The 14163-nt window shown below is 52.1% G+C and carries 12 protein-coding genes; 11 read left to right on the plus strand and 1 reads right to left on the minus strand.

Translation table 11 applies throughout. The features are described from left to right. The first annotated feature begins 113 nt into the window (after window positions 1-113). The 9 genes from N4599_RS01195 to N4599_RS01235 all read left to right on the plus strand — a co-directional run bounded on the left by N4599_RS01195 (window position 114) and on the right by N4599_RS01235 (window position 8723). Complete coding sequence (locus N4599_RS01195; RefSeq protein WP_062813060.1) at window positions 114-956, plus strand: DegV family protein; 843 nt, start codon at window positions 114-116, stop codon at window positions 954-956. 161 nt (window positions 957-1117) lie between these two features. Continuing rightward, entirely contained in the window at window positions 1118-2029 is a 912-nt protein-coding gene (locus tag N4599_RS01200; protein WP_260901399.1) for an SGNH/GDSL hydrolase family protein, read from the plus strand. 3 nt (window positions 2030-2032) lie between these two features. Continuing rightward, complete coding sequence (locus N4599_RS01205; protein ID WP_260901401.1) at window positions 2033-2638, plus strand: YpmS family protein; 606 nt, start codon at window positions 2033-2035, stop codon at window positions 2636-2638. 16 nt (window positions 2639-2654) lie between these two features. Next, window positions 2655-2879, plus strand: a complete 225-nt coding sequence (locus N4599_RS01210; RefSeq protein ID WP_062813063.1) for a YozE family protein — start codon at window positions 2655-2657, stop codon at window positions 2877-2879. A 13-nt stretch (window positions 2880-2892) separates the two neighbouring features. Next, entirely contained in the window at window positions 2893-3765 is an 873-nt protein-coding gene (ylqF, locus tag N4599_RS01215) for a ribosome biogenesis GTPase YlqF (protein WP_260901404.1), read from the plus strand. Beyond that, window positions 3758-4525: a ribonuclease HII gene (locus N4599_RS01220; protein ID WP_260901406.1), complete on the plus strand. Its 768-nt coding sequence runs from the start codon at window positions 3758-3760 to the stop codon at window positions 4523-4525. Before ylqF ends, N4599_RS01220 begins: the two co-directional genes overlap by 8 nt. Before the next feature lie 46 nt (window positions 4526-4571). After that, window positions 4572-5432, plus strand: coding sequence for a DNA-processing protein DprA (gene dprA, locus N4599_RS01225; RefSeq protein WP_260901408.1), 861 nt, complete (start codon window positions 4572-4574; stop codon window positions 5430-5432). A gap of 129 nt (window positions 5433-5561) precedes the next feature. Next, window positions 5562-7700: a type I DNA topoisomerase gene (gene topA, locus N4599_RS01230; protein WP_062813067.1), complete on the plus strand. Its 2139-nt coding sequence runs from the start codon at window positions 5562-5564 to the stop codon at window positions 7698-7700. A gap of 147 nt (window positions 7701-7847) precedes the next feature. Further along, window positions 7848-8723: an aldose 1-epimerase family protein gene (locus N4599_RS01235; protein ID WP_260901411.1), complete on the plus strand. Its 876-nt coding sequence runs from the start codon at window positions 7848-7850 to the stop codon at window positions 8721-8723. Between the two features lie 89 nt (window positions 8724-8812). On the opposite strand, the gene plsY is transcribed toward N4599_RS01235, so the two are convergent. Beyond that, the gene (gene plsY / locus N4599_RS01240; protein ID WP_260901413.1) at window positions 8813-9442 is read right to left on the minus strand and encodes a glycerol-3-phosphate 1-O-acyltransferase PlsY; all 630 of its coding nucleotides are present in this window, start codon (window positions 9440-9442) and stop codon (window positions 8813-8815) included. 222 nt (window positions 9443-9664) lie between these two features. Here plsY and parE point away from each other — a divergent pair, with 222 nt between their 5' ends. Together parE and parC are read left to right on the plus strand one after the other, a co-directional pair. Next, window positions 9665-11656: a DNA topoisomerase IV subunit B gene (gene parE / locus N4599_RS01245; RefSeq protein ID WP_260901415.1), complete on the plus strand. Its 1992-nt coding sequence runs from the start codon at window positions 9665-9667 to the stop codon at window positions 11654-11656. Between the two features lie 22 nt (window positions 11657-11678). Beyond that, window positions 11679-14156 (plus strand): DNA topoisomerase IV subunit A, encoded by a 2478-nt coding sequence (gene parC / locus N4599_RS01250; RefSeq protein WP_260901417.1) that lies wholly within the window; start codon window positions 11679-11681, stop codon window positions 14154-14156. Window positions 14157-14163 lie beyond the last annotated feature (7 nt).

Here is a 14163-nt window from a genome sequence, read left to right on the forward strand (position 1 = left end):
GTATTTAAATATAACCGTTTTTCGTTATAATGGTTTTGTAAACCCATTACCTAGTTATCAAAACTAGGTAAAATTATAACACATAATGGTCGACAAGGAGGAGCGAATTTTCCATGTCTCAAGTAAAAATTGTCTGTGATTCATCGGCAGGCTTAACCGAAGAAGAAATTAAAAAGTATAATATTACGATTATTCCCCTAACGGTAATGATTGACGACACGATTTACGTTGAACGGGAGACCATTACTAATGACCAGTTCCCGGAAATGATGAAGAATGCTAAGTCATTACCCAAGACGTCCCAACCGCCAATCGGGAAATTCGTCGACGCCTTTGACAAGCTCGGTGCGGACGGGAGTGAAGTCCTCTGCGTAACGATGATGGAGTCGATTAGTGGGACCGTTCATGCGGCGGAGCAGGCAGCCACGATGACTAAGACGAAGGTCACGGTTTATGATTCACAGACGACCGACCAGGGGATGGCCTTTCAAATTGTTGCCGCAGCCAAGGTCCTGGAGGACGGCGGCAGTGTTGACGACGCGATTGCCAAAATGAAGGACGTCCTGGCAAAGTCAAAGCTCTACCTGGCAATTGACAACCTCGATAACCTGGTAGCAGGTGGTCGGGTCAGCAAGTTTGCCGGTGCCCTATCAAACATTCTGAATATTAAAATCATGCTTCAGGTCTATGGTGGCCAAATCCATATCATTATGAAAGGCCGCGGGACCAAGGCTATTCACAAGGAATGGGACCGGATTCTCAAGGAGATGGCGGAAGGGCCTAAACCAGTGCGGATTGGGATCTCCCATGTAGAGGGTGACAAGGAAGTTGACCGGCTCAAGGCGGCGGTCGAAGAACTTTACCCGAATATCCCAGTAGTTGTTCGGGAGACGGTGCCGATTATTGCCACCCATACGGGGATGGGTGCTTGCTGCCTGCTGTACTATACTGAATAGGTTAAGGTTGACAAGGATGCAGGGTCAAACCAGCTTGCTTGGCTTACTGTCCCGGCCTGGTGCCGCGCGGCAAGCTACTGAGTGATAACATTATTAGCTTTAAAATAGTAAAGAGACTGGGTTAGTTCCCGGTCTCTTCTTGTTCAGAGGAGGATTATGCTGTGAAGAGGAAATGGTGGCTAGGATTACTGTTGCTATGCCTGCTGGCCGTGCTTGGCAGCGGGTGGTATTTTTATAACCACCTGGCTGGGCAGCGGTCAGCAGAGCCGATGTACGTTCAAAAGAAGAACGTTCACCTGGTGGCAGTCGGTGATTCGTTGACTTTCGGCCAGGGGGACGAAACGAAGAATGGTGGTTATGTCGGGATTATTAAGCAAAAAATTGAACACCGTTACCGTCAAACCACCGTTGAAACGGCTAACTACGGCGTTAGCGGGGACCGGTCTGACCAAATCCTTGCGCGTCTAAACGCACAAAAAACGATGCGGCAGGATCTCCGCCAGGCTGATGTAATTACCATGACCGTTGGGGGAAACGACTTGCTGCAGAATCTGGAGAAGAATGTCCTAAATTCACCGCAGACGATTGATAAGGACGTTGCTGCCGCTCAGCAGACCTATACCGCAAGTTTAAATAAACTGCTCCAGGCGGTCCGCAAAGAAAACCGGCAGGCCCCGATTTTTGTCCTGAGTATCTACAACCCTGTTTATACCTACTTCCCTGATGTGGATACCATCAATGATTCCATCGCCAAGTGGAACACAACAACAGCAGCGGTGACCCGGGGATATAAGCGGGCCTACTTCGTCGACATTAATCATTTAATGTCGTGGGGGCAGTACAAGACCGCGGCCCAGCGTCAACAACTGGTGCGGAAAGAAGAGCAGGCTAACCGGGGGAAGGTTACCCAGGCGCGTTTGCTTAACATTATGAAGAATAAGGATCATAATTTGAATCAGTACATTTCAACCGAAGATAACTTTCATCCCAACCACCGCGGCTACGAGCAGATGGCTGACAGCCTCTTCCAGGCAATGCAGCGGCACGACAGTTGGGAGTACGTAAAGAGGTAAACTATGGAGAAAAGATCAGTAAAGACAAACCGGCCAGTGAACCGGTGGAAGTGGGCCTTTACCGTTTTGCTGGCGGTGATTGTGCTGGCAACCGGAATCGTTATCAACCGGGTGACTGCCCCGGCACCAACCCCAGCGGTAACCCGCAAAGCTGACATTGGCGACACCTCGATGACGGTTGAACTCAATCGTCACCAGGTGAATGCGCTAGCGGCAAACTACCTAAACCGTTTCTTGAGGGGCCAGCAGGTCAAGTACACCTTTATTGTCGGCCAGCAGTATGCGACCTTGGCCGGGGACACTAAGTTTCTGGGAGCCAAGATTCGCTTTGCCCTTAACTTTATTCCCGAGCGGCAAAAGAACGGCAATGTTTTGTTGCGGGCTAAGGGATTGTCAATTGGCCGGCTCAATCTTCCTGTTAAAATCGTGATGGGCTACATTGCAAAGAACTATAATGTTCCCAAATGGGTAAAAATTGACGCGAAGAAGAAGACAATCTTACTGGACCTTAACCAGTATAGTGCTAAGCGGTCGCTGAAGTATTCGGCTCAGGAAATTAACATGGCCCAGGGGCGGTTTAAGTTCCTGATTACGGTTCCGACTAATTAAGAAAGGAGAGTTTTATATGAACCAGGAAAGTTTTTACCGCTACCTAATGACGCAGCGCAATCCGAACAGTGCGGACGAGATTGAGCAGTTCGCCAATAACGCCTTTTTAGACTCGGCCTTTCCGAAGCAGTCAACGGACTTTGAGGAAATTTCGCAGTACCTGGAAGAAAACGCGGATTACCTGCCGGCGATGACCATTTTTGACGCGGCTTGGCGGCGGTATTTGGATGCGATGAATTAGGAGGGAGTTAATTATGGCAACGATTCAATGGTTCCCAGGACATATGGCTAAGGCTCTGCGGCAGATTCGTGAACAAATGCCGTTGGTTGACATTGTCTTTGAATTGGTGGATGCACGGGTCCCGTATTCATCTCAGAATCCCGAGGTAGCCCTGGCAGCAGGCGATAAGCCCGGTTTGCTAATCATGACCAAGACCGACTTGGCAGACCCGGACCGGCTAGCGGAATGGAAGCAATACTTTACGGCGAAGGGGCAGCCATTCTTGGCACTTGATTCGCGGCAGCATAACGTCAGCAAATTGGTTACCAATAAAAGTAAGGAAATTCTCCATGACCAGTTAGCGCAGGAGGCGGCCAAGGGCCTCAAAAAGCGGCCGATTCGGGCCATGTGTGTTGGGGTGCCGAATGTTGGTAAATCGACCCTCCTCAACCACCTGGTCAAGAAGAACGTCGCCCAGACGGGAAACCGCCCCGGCGTGACGACCGGGCAGCAGTGGCTGCGTTCGTCGGCAGAACTTGAATTATTAGATACGCCTGGTGTGCTCTGGCACAAGTTTGCCAGTCCTAAGCAGGGGGTAATGCTGGCTCTTTCCGGCGCTATCAAGGATAGTCTCTATCCAAAGGACGACGTGGCCCTCTTTGCACTGGCCTATCTGCGGGAACACCAGCCGGAGTTGTTGAAGAAGCGTTACCACCTGACTGACCAGGACTTAGACACGGCAGTTGGTAATCCCGACCTCCTGCTGACGATTACCAGCAAACTTGGTTTCCGTGATGACTATGACCGGGCCAGTGAACGGCTGATTTTTGATTTACGCAAGGGCAAGCTGGGACCCATCACGATGGAAGTTCCGAGCGATTTAAACGCGGAGGGAATCAATGAGTAAGCAGACGGTCAGTGAAGTCCGGGCCTTGCTGGCAACAATTGACAATTTGACAGATCCCCGGTTGGCCGAACTGGCTGCCGATGACCGGAAGGGAGTGCAGGCGGCACTACGGCAACACCAGCGACGGGTCGAACGTCAGCAAGCCGCGCGTCAGGCCTTTCAGCAACGCTTTAACTACGAGCGGCAGCTCTGGCAGAGCGGTTGCCGTTACGTCGCGGGGATGGATGAAGTGGGGCGCGGTCCCCTTGCTGGCCCGGTGGTGACCTGTGCGGTAATTTTAGAGCCTGATTTTGACCTGATTGGGGTGACGGACTCCAAGCAGCTGACCCGTCACGAACGAGAGCAGCTCTACCTCAGGATCGTCGATGAGGCCGTGGAAGTCAGCATTGCGGTTAACGACCGGGAAACGATCGACCGGTTGAACATCTACGCGGCGACCCAGGATGCGATGATGCGGGCGGTGCGTAATCTGAACCACCGGCCGGACCACCTGATTGTCGACGCGGTTCCGTTGTCGTTTGACTACCCGCAAACCACCCTAATCAAGGGCGACCAAAAAAGTATCAGTGTGGCGGCCGCCAGCATTGTCGCTAAGGAATACCGGGATCATCTGATGAAGGATTATGACCGGGTCTACCCTGGCTATGGGTTTGCCGAAAACATGGGCTACGGGACGAAGGAGCACCTCGCCGGACTTGCTCGCTTAGGGGCGTGCCCGATTCACCGGCGGTCGTTTAACCCAGTGCCGAAATATTTATAGTGCAAATTAGTGAAAGTCTCGTACTTATTAGGTAGGAGGCTTTTTTATGATGTCGATTCGAAAATTCTTATTACAGTTAAATTTATGCCGCGGGATTGGTCAGGTCAGCAAGGTCCGCTTGTGGCAGGTTGCTAGACAGCACCACTGCTTTACCGACCTCAAGGCACTGGCGCAGTGGGCCCAGCTCGGTCCGAGTTCGCAGGAGGCACTTCTGAACAACTGGGCTAGTGACCAGCTTGCCGCGGCGGTGGAGTATAACCAGCGTTTTCCTTATATTACGATTATGGATGATGACTACCCGGACCAGCTGCGGGAGACTTACTGCCCACCCCTAGTCTTGTTTTACACTGGGCGGTTGGAATTGCTCAAAAATCCACTCTTAGCAGTGGTTGGTGCCCGGGACATGTCTAGTTACGGTGAAACGGTTTTACGGGGGCTGATTCCCCAGCTTGCCAAACGGCAGGTTACCGTCGTGAGCGGCCTTGCCAAGGGGGTTGACGGGATGAGTCACCGGCTCGCCCTGGCTAATGATGGTCCGACCATTGGAGTAGTCGGTTGTGGCCTGGATCGGGTATATCCCACCGAAAACCGGCAGTTGCAGGAAACAGTGGCCCAGCGTGGCTTAGTTATCTCTGAGTATGGTCGCGGCGAGCCGCCCCTGGCCTACCATTTTCCGGAGCGCAACAGGATTATTGCGGGCTTAGCCTCAACCGTGCTGGTAATTGAGGCCAAGAAGCGCAGCGGGAGTTTGATCACTGCTAATTTAGCCCTGGAGGAAAACAGGACCGTCTGTGCGGTTCCTGGTCGGATTGACACCAGCCGGTCGATGGGGTGTAACGAGCTGATCGCAGCCGGTGCCAAACCGATTCTTCGGGTTCAGGATATTTTGGACGAGTTCTTACTTTGATTAAGCGTGAACCTTGCATTTATTATGAAATTACCATAAAATCAATTTTTGCATTTGACAGAGTACTGTTCCATGTAATAATAGATATGTATTAATGAAGAAAAAATATTAAATGTGAGGAGCCTGTTTATGGCAACCAAAACCGCTAAAAAAACAACGAAGGCTACCGCGACGAAAAAGAAGACGACGCGGCGCCGCTCAAAAGTAAAGAAAAATCTTGTAATTGTCGAATCACCGTCGAAGGCTAAAACGATTGGCCGCTTTTTGGGGCGCTCCTATAAGGTCGTTGCTAGTCTAGGCCACGTTCGCGACTTGCCGAAGAGCCGGATGGGAGTTGATATTGAACACGACTACCAGCCTGACTATATTTCCATCCGGGGGAAGGGTGACGTCATTAAGGAGTTGCGTAAGGATGCGAAGAACGCTAAGGCGGTCTACCTGGCATCTGACCCCGACCGGGAGGGGGAAGCAATTGCCTGGCACGTTTCCAATATTTTGAAACTAGATGATGACCAGAAGAACCGGGTAACCTTTAACGAAATTACCAAGGATGCGGTTAAGAACGCTTTTAAGGAACCGCGGACTATTAACATGGACCTGGTCGATGCCCAGCAGGCACGGCGGGTGCTGGACCGGTTAGTAGGTTATTCTATCAGTCCAATCCTGTGGAAGAAGGTTAAGAAGGGACTGAGTGCCGGCCGGGTGCAGTCCGTTGCCCTTAACCTGATTATCCAACGGGAAAATGAAATCCGTAATTTCAAACCCGAAGAGTACTGGACGATTGACGCCGAATTTAAGCACGGCCGGGATAAGTTTACCGCTGCCTTCTACGGTGAAAATGATAAGAAGGTCAAGCTCAGTAATAACGAGGATGTTCAACGGATCTTGGGTAAGCTCGATAAGAAGCAGGACTTTGCTATTACCAAGGTTACGCGGAAGGAACGGCGGCGCCAACCACAACCGCCGTACACAACGTCAACGATGCAGCAGGACGCTAACCGGCGGCTGAACTTCCGGACCCGGAAGACGATGATGGCTGCGCAGATGCTTTATGAAGGAATTGACATTAAGCAGGGAGCCCCTGTCGGCCTCATCACCTATATGCGGACGGACTCCACCCGAATTGCCTCGATTGCTAAGCACGAGGCCTCGCAATTTATTCATGAGCAGTATGGTGGTGAATACGCGGCGGTCAAGCCGGTTAAGGGGAAGTTGCCAGAAGGGGCTCAGGACGCCCACGAAGCAATTCGGCCAACCTCGGTTCACCGAACACCAGCCAAAATGAAACCCTACCTGACCAACGACCAGTACAAGCTATACAGCCTGATTTGGGCGCGCTTTGTCGCCAGCCAGATGACCCCTGAAGTAATTGATACGATGAACGTCAACCTGGAACAGAACGGGGTTGACTTCCGTGCCAATGGTTCCAAGGTCAAGTTCCTAGGCTTTACCAAGGTCTACAAGCGGGGCGATGATAAGGATAACGTCCTTCCCGAATTGAATGAGGGGGACCAAGCGCAAATGGTCAGTGATGAGCCGGCCCAGCACTTTACCCAGCCACCGGCTCGTTACACAGAAGCGGCCCTCATCAAGACCTTGGAAAGCAATGGGGTCGGCCGGCCATCGACCTACGCACCGACCCTGGACACAATCCAGCGGCGGTACTATGTTCGGCTCGTATCCCGGCACTTTGAACCGACGGAACTGGGGGAAATTGTCAATAAGATTATTGAAAAACAGTTCCCCGACATCGTTAACGCCCAGTTTACGGCGGACGTCGAGGGTGAACTAGACCAAGTTGAAGAAGGGAAACAAAACTGGATTAAGGTGGTCGACAGCTTCTACCAGCCATTCTCTAAGGAAGTCCATAATGCCGAAGAGCAGGTTGCCAAGATCCAGATGAAGGATGAACTGGCCGGCATCGACTGTGATATTTGTGGAGCGCCGATGATCATCAAGATGGGCCGGTATGGTAAGTTTTACGCCTGCTCGCGCTTCCCTAACTGCCGGAATACCAAGGCCATCGTCAAGGATACTGGGGTGACCTGCCCGGTCTGCAAGAAGGGAACGGTCGTGGAACGGAAGTCCAAGAAGAACCGGGTCTTCTACGGATGCTCCCGCTATCCTGACTGTGACTTTGTTTCCTGGGACCGCCCAATTGGCCGTGACTGCCCTAAGGATGGTCACTTCTTAGTTGAAAAGAAGGTTAAGGGGGGCAAACAGGTTATTTGTCCAAACGGTGATTACGAAGAAGCCGTTCAGAAATAAGGTAAAACCAGTAAAACTTGGCGATAAAAGTTTTACTGGTTTTTACTTTGAAAGAATTGAAAGCGCTTCGTAATTCTGCTATTGTGCAAGGGAAAGGGTTTGTATATACTAAGTGTTAAACGTTTATCAATGAAAGGGAGAAACACGATGATTACTCTGCAAAATGACGTCTTAGCGGTTGAAATTAATGAACTCGGTGCCCAACTGCACAGTATTAAACGCCGGGACAATGGGCTGGAATACCTATGGCAAGGAGATGCTCGTAGTTGGGGACGGCAAGCGCCCATCCTTTTCCCGTTCGTTGGCCGGTTGAAGGATGACCAGTATGAGTTTGACCACCAAATTTATCACCAGGGTCAGCACGGTTTTGCCCGGGACCGTCAATTCGCGGTGGTTAACCAAGATGGTGAACAGGTAGTGCTGGAACAGCGCTCTGACGACGAGACGCGGCAGGTTTTTCCTTTTGAATTTATTTTACGGGTCCACTACCAGTTAGTTGCCGCCCAGCTCCAGGTAAGCTATGAGGTCATTAATCCGGCAGACCGTTCATTAATTTACGCGATTGGGGCTCATCCCGGCTTCAATATGCCGTTAACACCAACCGGAGATTTTAATAATATTAAGTTTACGGTTAGCCCGGCGGAGGAATATTCCCGGATTGTCCTGGAGGGACCCTATAACGATTCTGGACACCCGCGGCTGATTGATATGACCACGGGCTTCAAACTTGACCACCAGTTGTTTGCCCATGACGCAATCATTTTCAAGACCGGGGGAATGGACTTTGCGGCGACGCTGACCGATTTGGCAACGGATCATGGAGTGACCGTTTCAACTAAGGAAACCCAGTACGTGGGACTTTGGTCAGCCTACCCGGCCAAGGCGAACTTTGCCTGCATCGAACCCTGGTGGGGAATTGCTGATAACGTCGCGACAGACGGTCTGCTTCTCCATAAGCAGGGGATGTCGCGGTTGGCACCGGGCGCAAGCAAGCAGTACCACTTTAGTATCAAGCCATTCTAAACAAGCTAGTAATCAACAAAAAGGGAAGCAAAATCTGGTTTGGATTTTGCTTCCCTTTTTAATTGCGATTAGTTATGCGTCTTAACCTCCTATTTCTTACGGTTCTTTTCTCGCAGGTAATGCCCCAGTCCAAAGTGAACCATCGACTCTTTGCCAGTGATGATTCGCTTGATATTTCCCTTGTGCCGGTAGACTACCAGAACTGTCAAAATACCAGCGACGAGTGAGAGAATCAGGTCTCGCTCGCAAAGGGCAATGATGAAAATTGAGGTGATCCCGACGATGCTAGCAGCACTCGCCATCGACGTCAGGAGAAGGGTGCCGATAAAAATCAGGCAGGCAATGCCAAACAGCGGCGGGTTATATGCCAGCAAGATCCCTGCACTAGTCGCCACCGCTTTGCCGCCGTGAAAGTGGTCGAAAATGGAAACCGTGTGGCCGAGTGAGGCGAAGAGCCCAATCAGAAGCGGGTTGACGCTGTGGCTAACCCCCAGCAGGTAGGGCTGACTGGCGGCTAGGGTTCCCTTGAGGACGTCCATGAAGAGGACGACGGTACCAGCTGCCGGGCCTAGCGTACGGAAGGTGTTAGTGGTACCGATGTTGCCACTCCCCAGCTTTCGAATGTCCTTGTGGTAGAAAATACGCCCGATCCATAAGCCTGACGGGATAGAACCGAGCAAGTAGGCGATGATAATCATCCCCCATATTTCGAACGTCATCTTTAATTCACCTCAATAATGTGCTTGTCAAAGTATTAGGATACCATGAATTCTAGTCTGACGGTAGTTTCTCAGGCTAAAAATGAGATTGGAGTTTGCGAAATAGCTTTAATTTGAGTTATTATCAATATTGTAACAATTTATCGGCGCTGCTGGCTAGGATTGCCAAGCACTAGCAGTCATGATAAAATTCAACTATCGAACATCTGTTCAAAATGCGATATGGGAGGTCATTTTGTGACCACGAAGAAAGTAAAATACGATGAATCATCAATCCAGGTCTTGAAGGGTCTGGAAGCCGTTCGCAAGCGGCCGGGAATGTATATCGGCTCGACCGATAGCCGGGGGTTGCACCACTTAGTTTACGAAATCGTCGATAACGCGGTGGATGAAGCTCTTTCCGGCTATGGTGACGAAATTAACGTGACCATTGAGGCTGACAATTCGATTACGGTTCAGGATCATGGTCGGGGGATGCCCGTGGGGATGCACGCCTCGGGTAAGCCCACGCCTGAAGTTATCATGACGGTCCTCCATGCTGGTGGTAAGTTTGGTCAGGCCGATGGCTACAAGACCTCTGGTGGTCTGCACGGGGTTGGGGCTTCGGTAGTGAACGCCCTGTCAACCAACTTAACGTTGACGATTGTGCGGGACCATGTTCGCTACCAGGAAAAGTTTAAGAATGGTGGGCAACCAGTTGGGACCCTGAAAAAGCTGGGCAAGACCCGGGCGGATAGCGGGACAACTGTAACCTTTAAGCCTGATCCGGCAATTTTTACAACCACAACTTACGACTATAATACTTTGGCAAACCGTCTGCGGGAATCGGCATTCCTGCTCAAGGGAATCAAGATTGTCCTGGCTGACAAGCGTCCGGGCCAGGAGCAGGAAAACGTTTTCCAATTTAATGACGGAATCCAGGAGTTCGTTTCTTACCTCAACGAGGGGAAAGACACCCTGGGCAAGACCCTTTACTTTGATGGTAAGGATCAAGGAGTCGAGGTCGAAGTCGCTGCTCAGTACAATGACGGTTATTCCGAAAACCTGCTTTCCTTTGTCAACAACGTGCGGACGCCAGACGGTGGGACCCACGAAGCAGGATTTCGCAGCGCCTGGACCAAGACTTTTAATGAGTATGCCAAACGGGTTGGCCTCCTGAAGGCTAACGACAAGAACCTCGAGGGTAGCGACGTCCGGGAGGGATTGACAGCGGTCATCTCAGTCCGCATTCCAGAACGGCTCCTCCAGTTTGAGGGCCAAACCAAAGATAAGCTGGGAACACCGGAAGCCCGCAAAATCGTCGATACGATCGTTAGCGAGCAGCTCAACTATGCCCTGATGGAAAATGGCGACTTCGCCCAGATGCTAATCAGAAAGGCGCTGAAAGCTCGGGAAGCCCGGGAGGCGGCGCGGAAGGCCCGCAACCAGGCCCGGGGTGGAAAACGGAAGAGCCGGAAGGAACGAAACCTGTCCGGTAAGCTCACTCCTGCCCAGTCGAAGAACGCTAACAAAAATGAACTCTTCCTGGTCGAAGGGGATTCTGCCGGCGGGTCGGCTAAGCAAGGCCGTGACCGGAAGTACCAGGCAATCCTGCCCCTTCGTGGAAAGGTGCTGAACACCGAAAAGGCGAAGCTCGACGACGTGCTGAAAAACGAAGAGCTGAATACGATCATCTATACCGTCGGCGCCGGTGCCGGATCCGAATTTGACGTTGACGACTCCAACTACGACAAGATCATTATCATGACCGATGCCGATGATGATGGGGCCCATATTCAAATCCTCCTGCTGACCTTCTTCTACAAGTATATGCGGCCGATGATCGAGGCGGGCAAGGTCTACATTGCCCTGCCACCCCTCTACCTTCTCCGGCAGGGAAAAGGCGCGAAGACGAAGATTACCTACGCTTGGACCAACGATGAGCTAACTAAGCTGACTAAGCGGATGGGCAAGACGGCCCAGTTGCAGCGGTTTAAGGGGCTGGGGGAAATGAACGCCGACCAGCTCTGGGAAACAACGATGAATCCGGAAACGCGGACGCTGATCCGGGTACGGATTGAAGACGCCGAGTTGGCAGAACGGCGGGTGACGACCCTGATGGGGAATAAAGTGGAACCGCGGCGGGAGTGGATTGAAGAAAACGTTCAATTTACCCTGAGTGACGACCAGGAATCCGATGAGTTAGTTGCCAGCAAGAAGCACCTTAACCAATAAGTGAGAGGAAGGAATCAGTTTCGTGAGAGACGCAAAAATTGAAACAATGTCGCTTGAACGGCTCATGGGTGAGCGGTTCGGCCGTTATTCAAAATCCATCATTCAGGAGCGAGCCCTGCCAGATATCCGTGATGGCCTCAAGCCGGTTCAGCGGCGGATCTTGTACGCGATGAATAAGGATGACAATACCTATGACAAGGGCTTTCGGAAGTCCGCCAAGTCCGTCGGGAACGTCATGGGGAACTTTCACCCCCACGGGGACAGTTCCATCTACGAAGCGCTGGTTCGGCTCAGTCAGGACTGGAAGCTCCGTGAACCACTGGTCGAAATGCACGGTAACAACGGTTCGATGGACGGGGACCCGGCCGCTGCCATGCGGTACACCGAAGCCCGGTTAAGCAAAATTGCCGGCCTGATGCTCCAGGATATTGACAAGGACACGGTCGAAATGACCCTGAACTTCGATGATACCGAAAAGGAGCCCACCGTCTTGCCGGCCCGGATTCCCAACCTGCTCGTCAACGGGGCGACCGGGATTTCCGCTGGGTATGCGACCGAAATCCCGACCCACAACCTGGGCGAGGTGCTCGACGCCTTGATCTACCTCATCAAGCACCCCGACGCCAGTTTGGAGAAGCTGATGGAGTTTATCCCCGGCCCCGACTTCCCGACCGGTGGAATCGTGCAGGGAGCTGATGGCATTAAGAAAGCATACCAGACCGGTCGCGGCCGGATCGTTGTCCGGGCCAAGACGGAAATCGAAACCCTGCGCGGCGGGCGCCAGCAGATTAACGTGACGGAGATTCCGTACGAAGTTAACAAGGCCCAGCTGGTTAAACGGATTAACGACCTCCGCTTAGCCAAGAAGGTGGAAGGAATCGTTGAAGCGCGGGACGAAACCGACCGGAGCGGCTTGCAGATCGCAATTGAGCTCAAGCGGAACGCCAACGCAAACGGGATCTTGAACTACCTCCTGAAAAACACTGACCTGCAGATCAATTACAACTTCAATATGGTGGCAATTGATGACCAGCGGCCAATGCGGGTCGGTTTGAAGCACATTCTGACCTCTTACCTGGCCTTTCAAAAAGAGGTCGTCCGGCGGCGGACCAGCTATAACCTTGATAAGGCCCAGCGCCGGCTTCACATTGTCGAGGGGTTAATCAAGGCCCTGTCCATCCTCGACCGGGTCATTAAGACTATCCGGGCCAGCAAGAACCGGAAGGATGCCAAGCAGAACCTGATTGACCAGTACGCCTTTACCGATGTCCAGGCCGAAGCAATCGTAACCCTGCAGCTGTACCGGTTGACCAACACCGACGTCACGGAGTTAGAGGATGAACAGCAGCACCTGACCGACCTGATTGACGAATACCAGTTGATCCTGAGCGACGACGAAGAACTGTCGAAGGTGGTTCGCCGGGAAATGCAGGCGGTCAAAAAGGAGTTTGGTAACCCGCGGCGTACCCAGATTGAAAACCAGGTTGAGAAACTGGAAATCGATACTAAGGTCACGGTGGCTAACGAAGACGTGGTGGTACTTGTTTCCCATGCTGGCTACATCAAGCGGAGCAGTATCCGGTCCTTTAAGGCCTCTTCACTGGACGAAGATGGCCTGCGGGAGGACGACTACCCGCTGCTGATTACCCAAACCAATACCCTGGCCCACCTCTTCATGTTTACGAACCGGGGTCATGTGATTTACCGGCCGGTCCACGAACTGGCGGACGTCCGCTGGAAGGATACCGGGGAGCATATTTCGCAGACAATCGGCCTTGCGGAGAACGAAGAAATTATCAAGGCGATGGTCTTTGACAAACTTGACTTGCCGGGATCCTTTATTTTCGGGACGTCTGACGGCCAGGTTAAACAGTCTGCCTACAAGGACTACCAACCAGGGTCTCGCTACAAGAGCCATGCCAGCATGGCGGTAAAACTCAAGAGTGCTGACGCTACGGTGGTCAGTGTGGACTACTACGAACCGACGAATGAAAACCGCTCCCTCCTGGCAATCAGCCGGGAAGGGTATGCGGTCCGCTTTGACGTGGCCGACGTCCCAGTTACGGGACTGCGCACGGCCGGTGTACGAGCAATTAATTTGAAGGATGACGATGCTTTAGTTGACCTGGTACTGGTTAAGGATGGTCAACGGGTCGCCTCAATTACTCAGCGCGGGGCCTTTAAGGAAATGCCGATTGACGAGATTGCGGTCGGTGCCCGGGCCCGGCGTGGCGAGCTGGTCCTGCACCGGCTCAAAAGTCACCCACACAAGATCGCGGACTTTTTGGCCTATGACGCTGACTTTGCGGGGACCTTTGAGATTATTACTGATCGGCCACAATTCCAAGACGTGGCGGTTACTGACCACCACCTTGGTTCTATTAAGTCGAACGGCACCTTTGTAATTGATACTGAAACCCAAGGGACGCCGGTCAAAATCCGGGTTAAAGAAACCAATATCCTCCATGAGGGAGAGCAGGAGCCGCCCCTGCGGAACTAACATTAAA

Origin of the sequence: Limosilactobacillus oris (assembly GCF_025311495.1) — a bacterium.
GTDB classification, from domain to species: Bacteria; Bacillota; Bacilli; order Lactobacillales; family Lactobacillaceae; genus Limosilactobacillus; species Limosilactobacillus oris_A.

Coding starts and splice junctions, on each gene's coding strand:
- N4599_RS01220 (WP_260901406.1), top strand. CDS start 3,758: ATGAGTAAGCAGACGGTCAGTGAAGTCCGGGCCTTGCTGGCAACAATT.
- N4599_RS01195 (WP_062813060.1), top strand. CDS start 114: ATGTCTCAAGTAAAAATTGTCTGTGATTCATCGGCAGGCTTAACCGAA.
- plsY (WP_260901413.1), bottom strand. CDS start 9,442: ATGACGTTCGAAATATGGGGGATGATTATCATCGCCTACTTGCTCGGT.
- ylqF (WP_260901404.1), top strand. CDS start 2,893: ATGGCAACGATTCAATGGTTCCCAGGACATATGGCTAAGGCTCTGCGG.
- topA (WP_062813067.1), top strand. CDS start 5,562: ATGGCAACCAAAACCGCTAAAAAAACAACGAAGGCTACCGCGACGAAA.
- N4599_RS01235 (WP_260901411.1), top strand. CDS start 7,848: ATGATTACTCTGCAAAATGACGTCTTAGCGGTTGAAATTAATGAACTC.
- parE (WP_260901415.1), top strand. CDS start 9,665: ATGGGAGGTCATTTTGTGACCACGAAGAAAGTAAAATACGATGAATCA.
- N4599_RS01210 (WP_062813063.1), top strand. CDS start 2,655: ATGAACCAGGAAAGTTTTTACCGCTACCTAATGACGCAGCGCAATCCG.
- dprA (WP_260901408.1), top strand. CDS start 4,572: ATGATGTCGATTCGAAAATTCTTATTACAGTTAAATTTATGCCGCGGG.
- N4599_RS01205 (WP_260901401.1), top strand. CDS start 2,033: ATGGAGAAAAGATCAGTAAAGACAAACCGGCCAGTGAACCGGTGGAAG.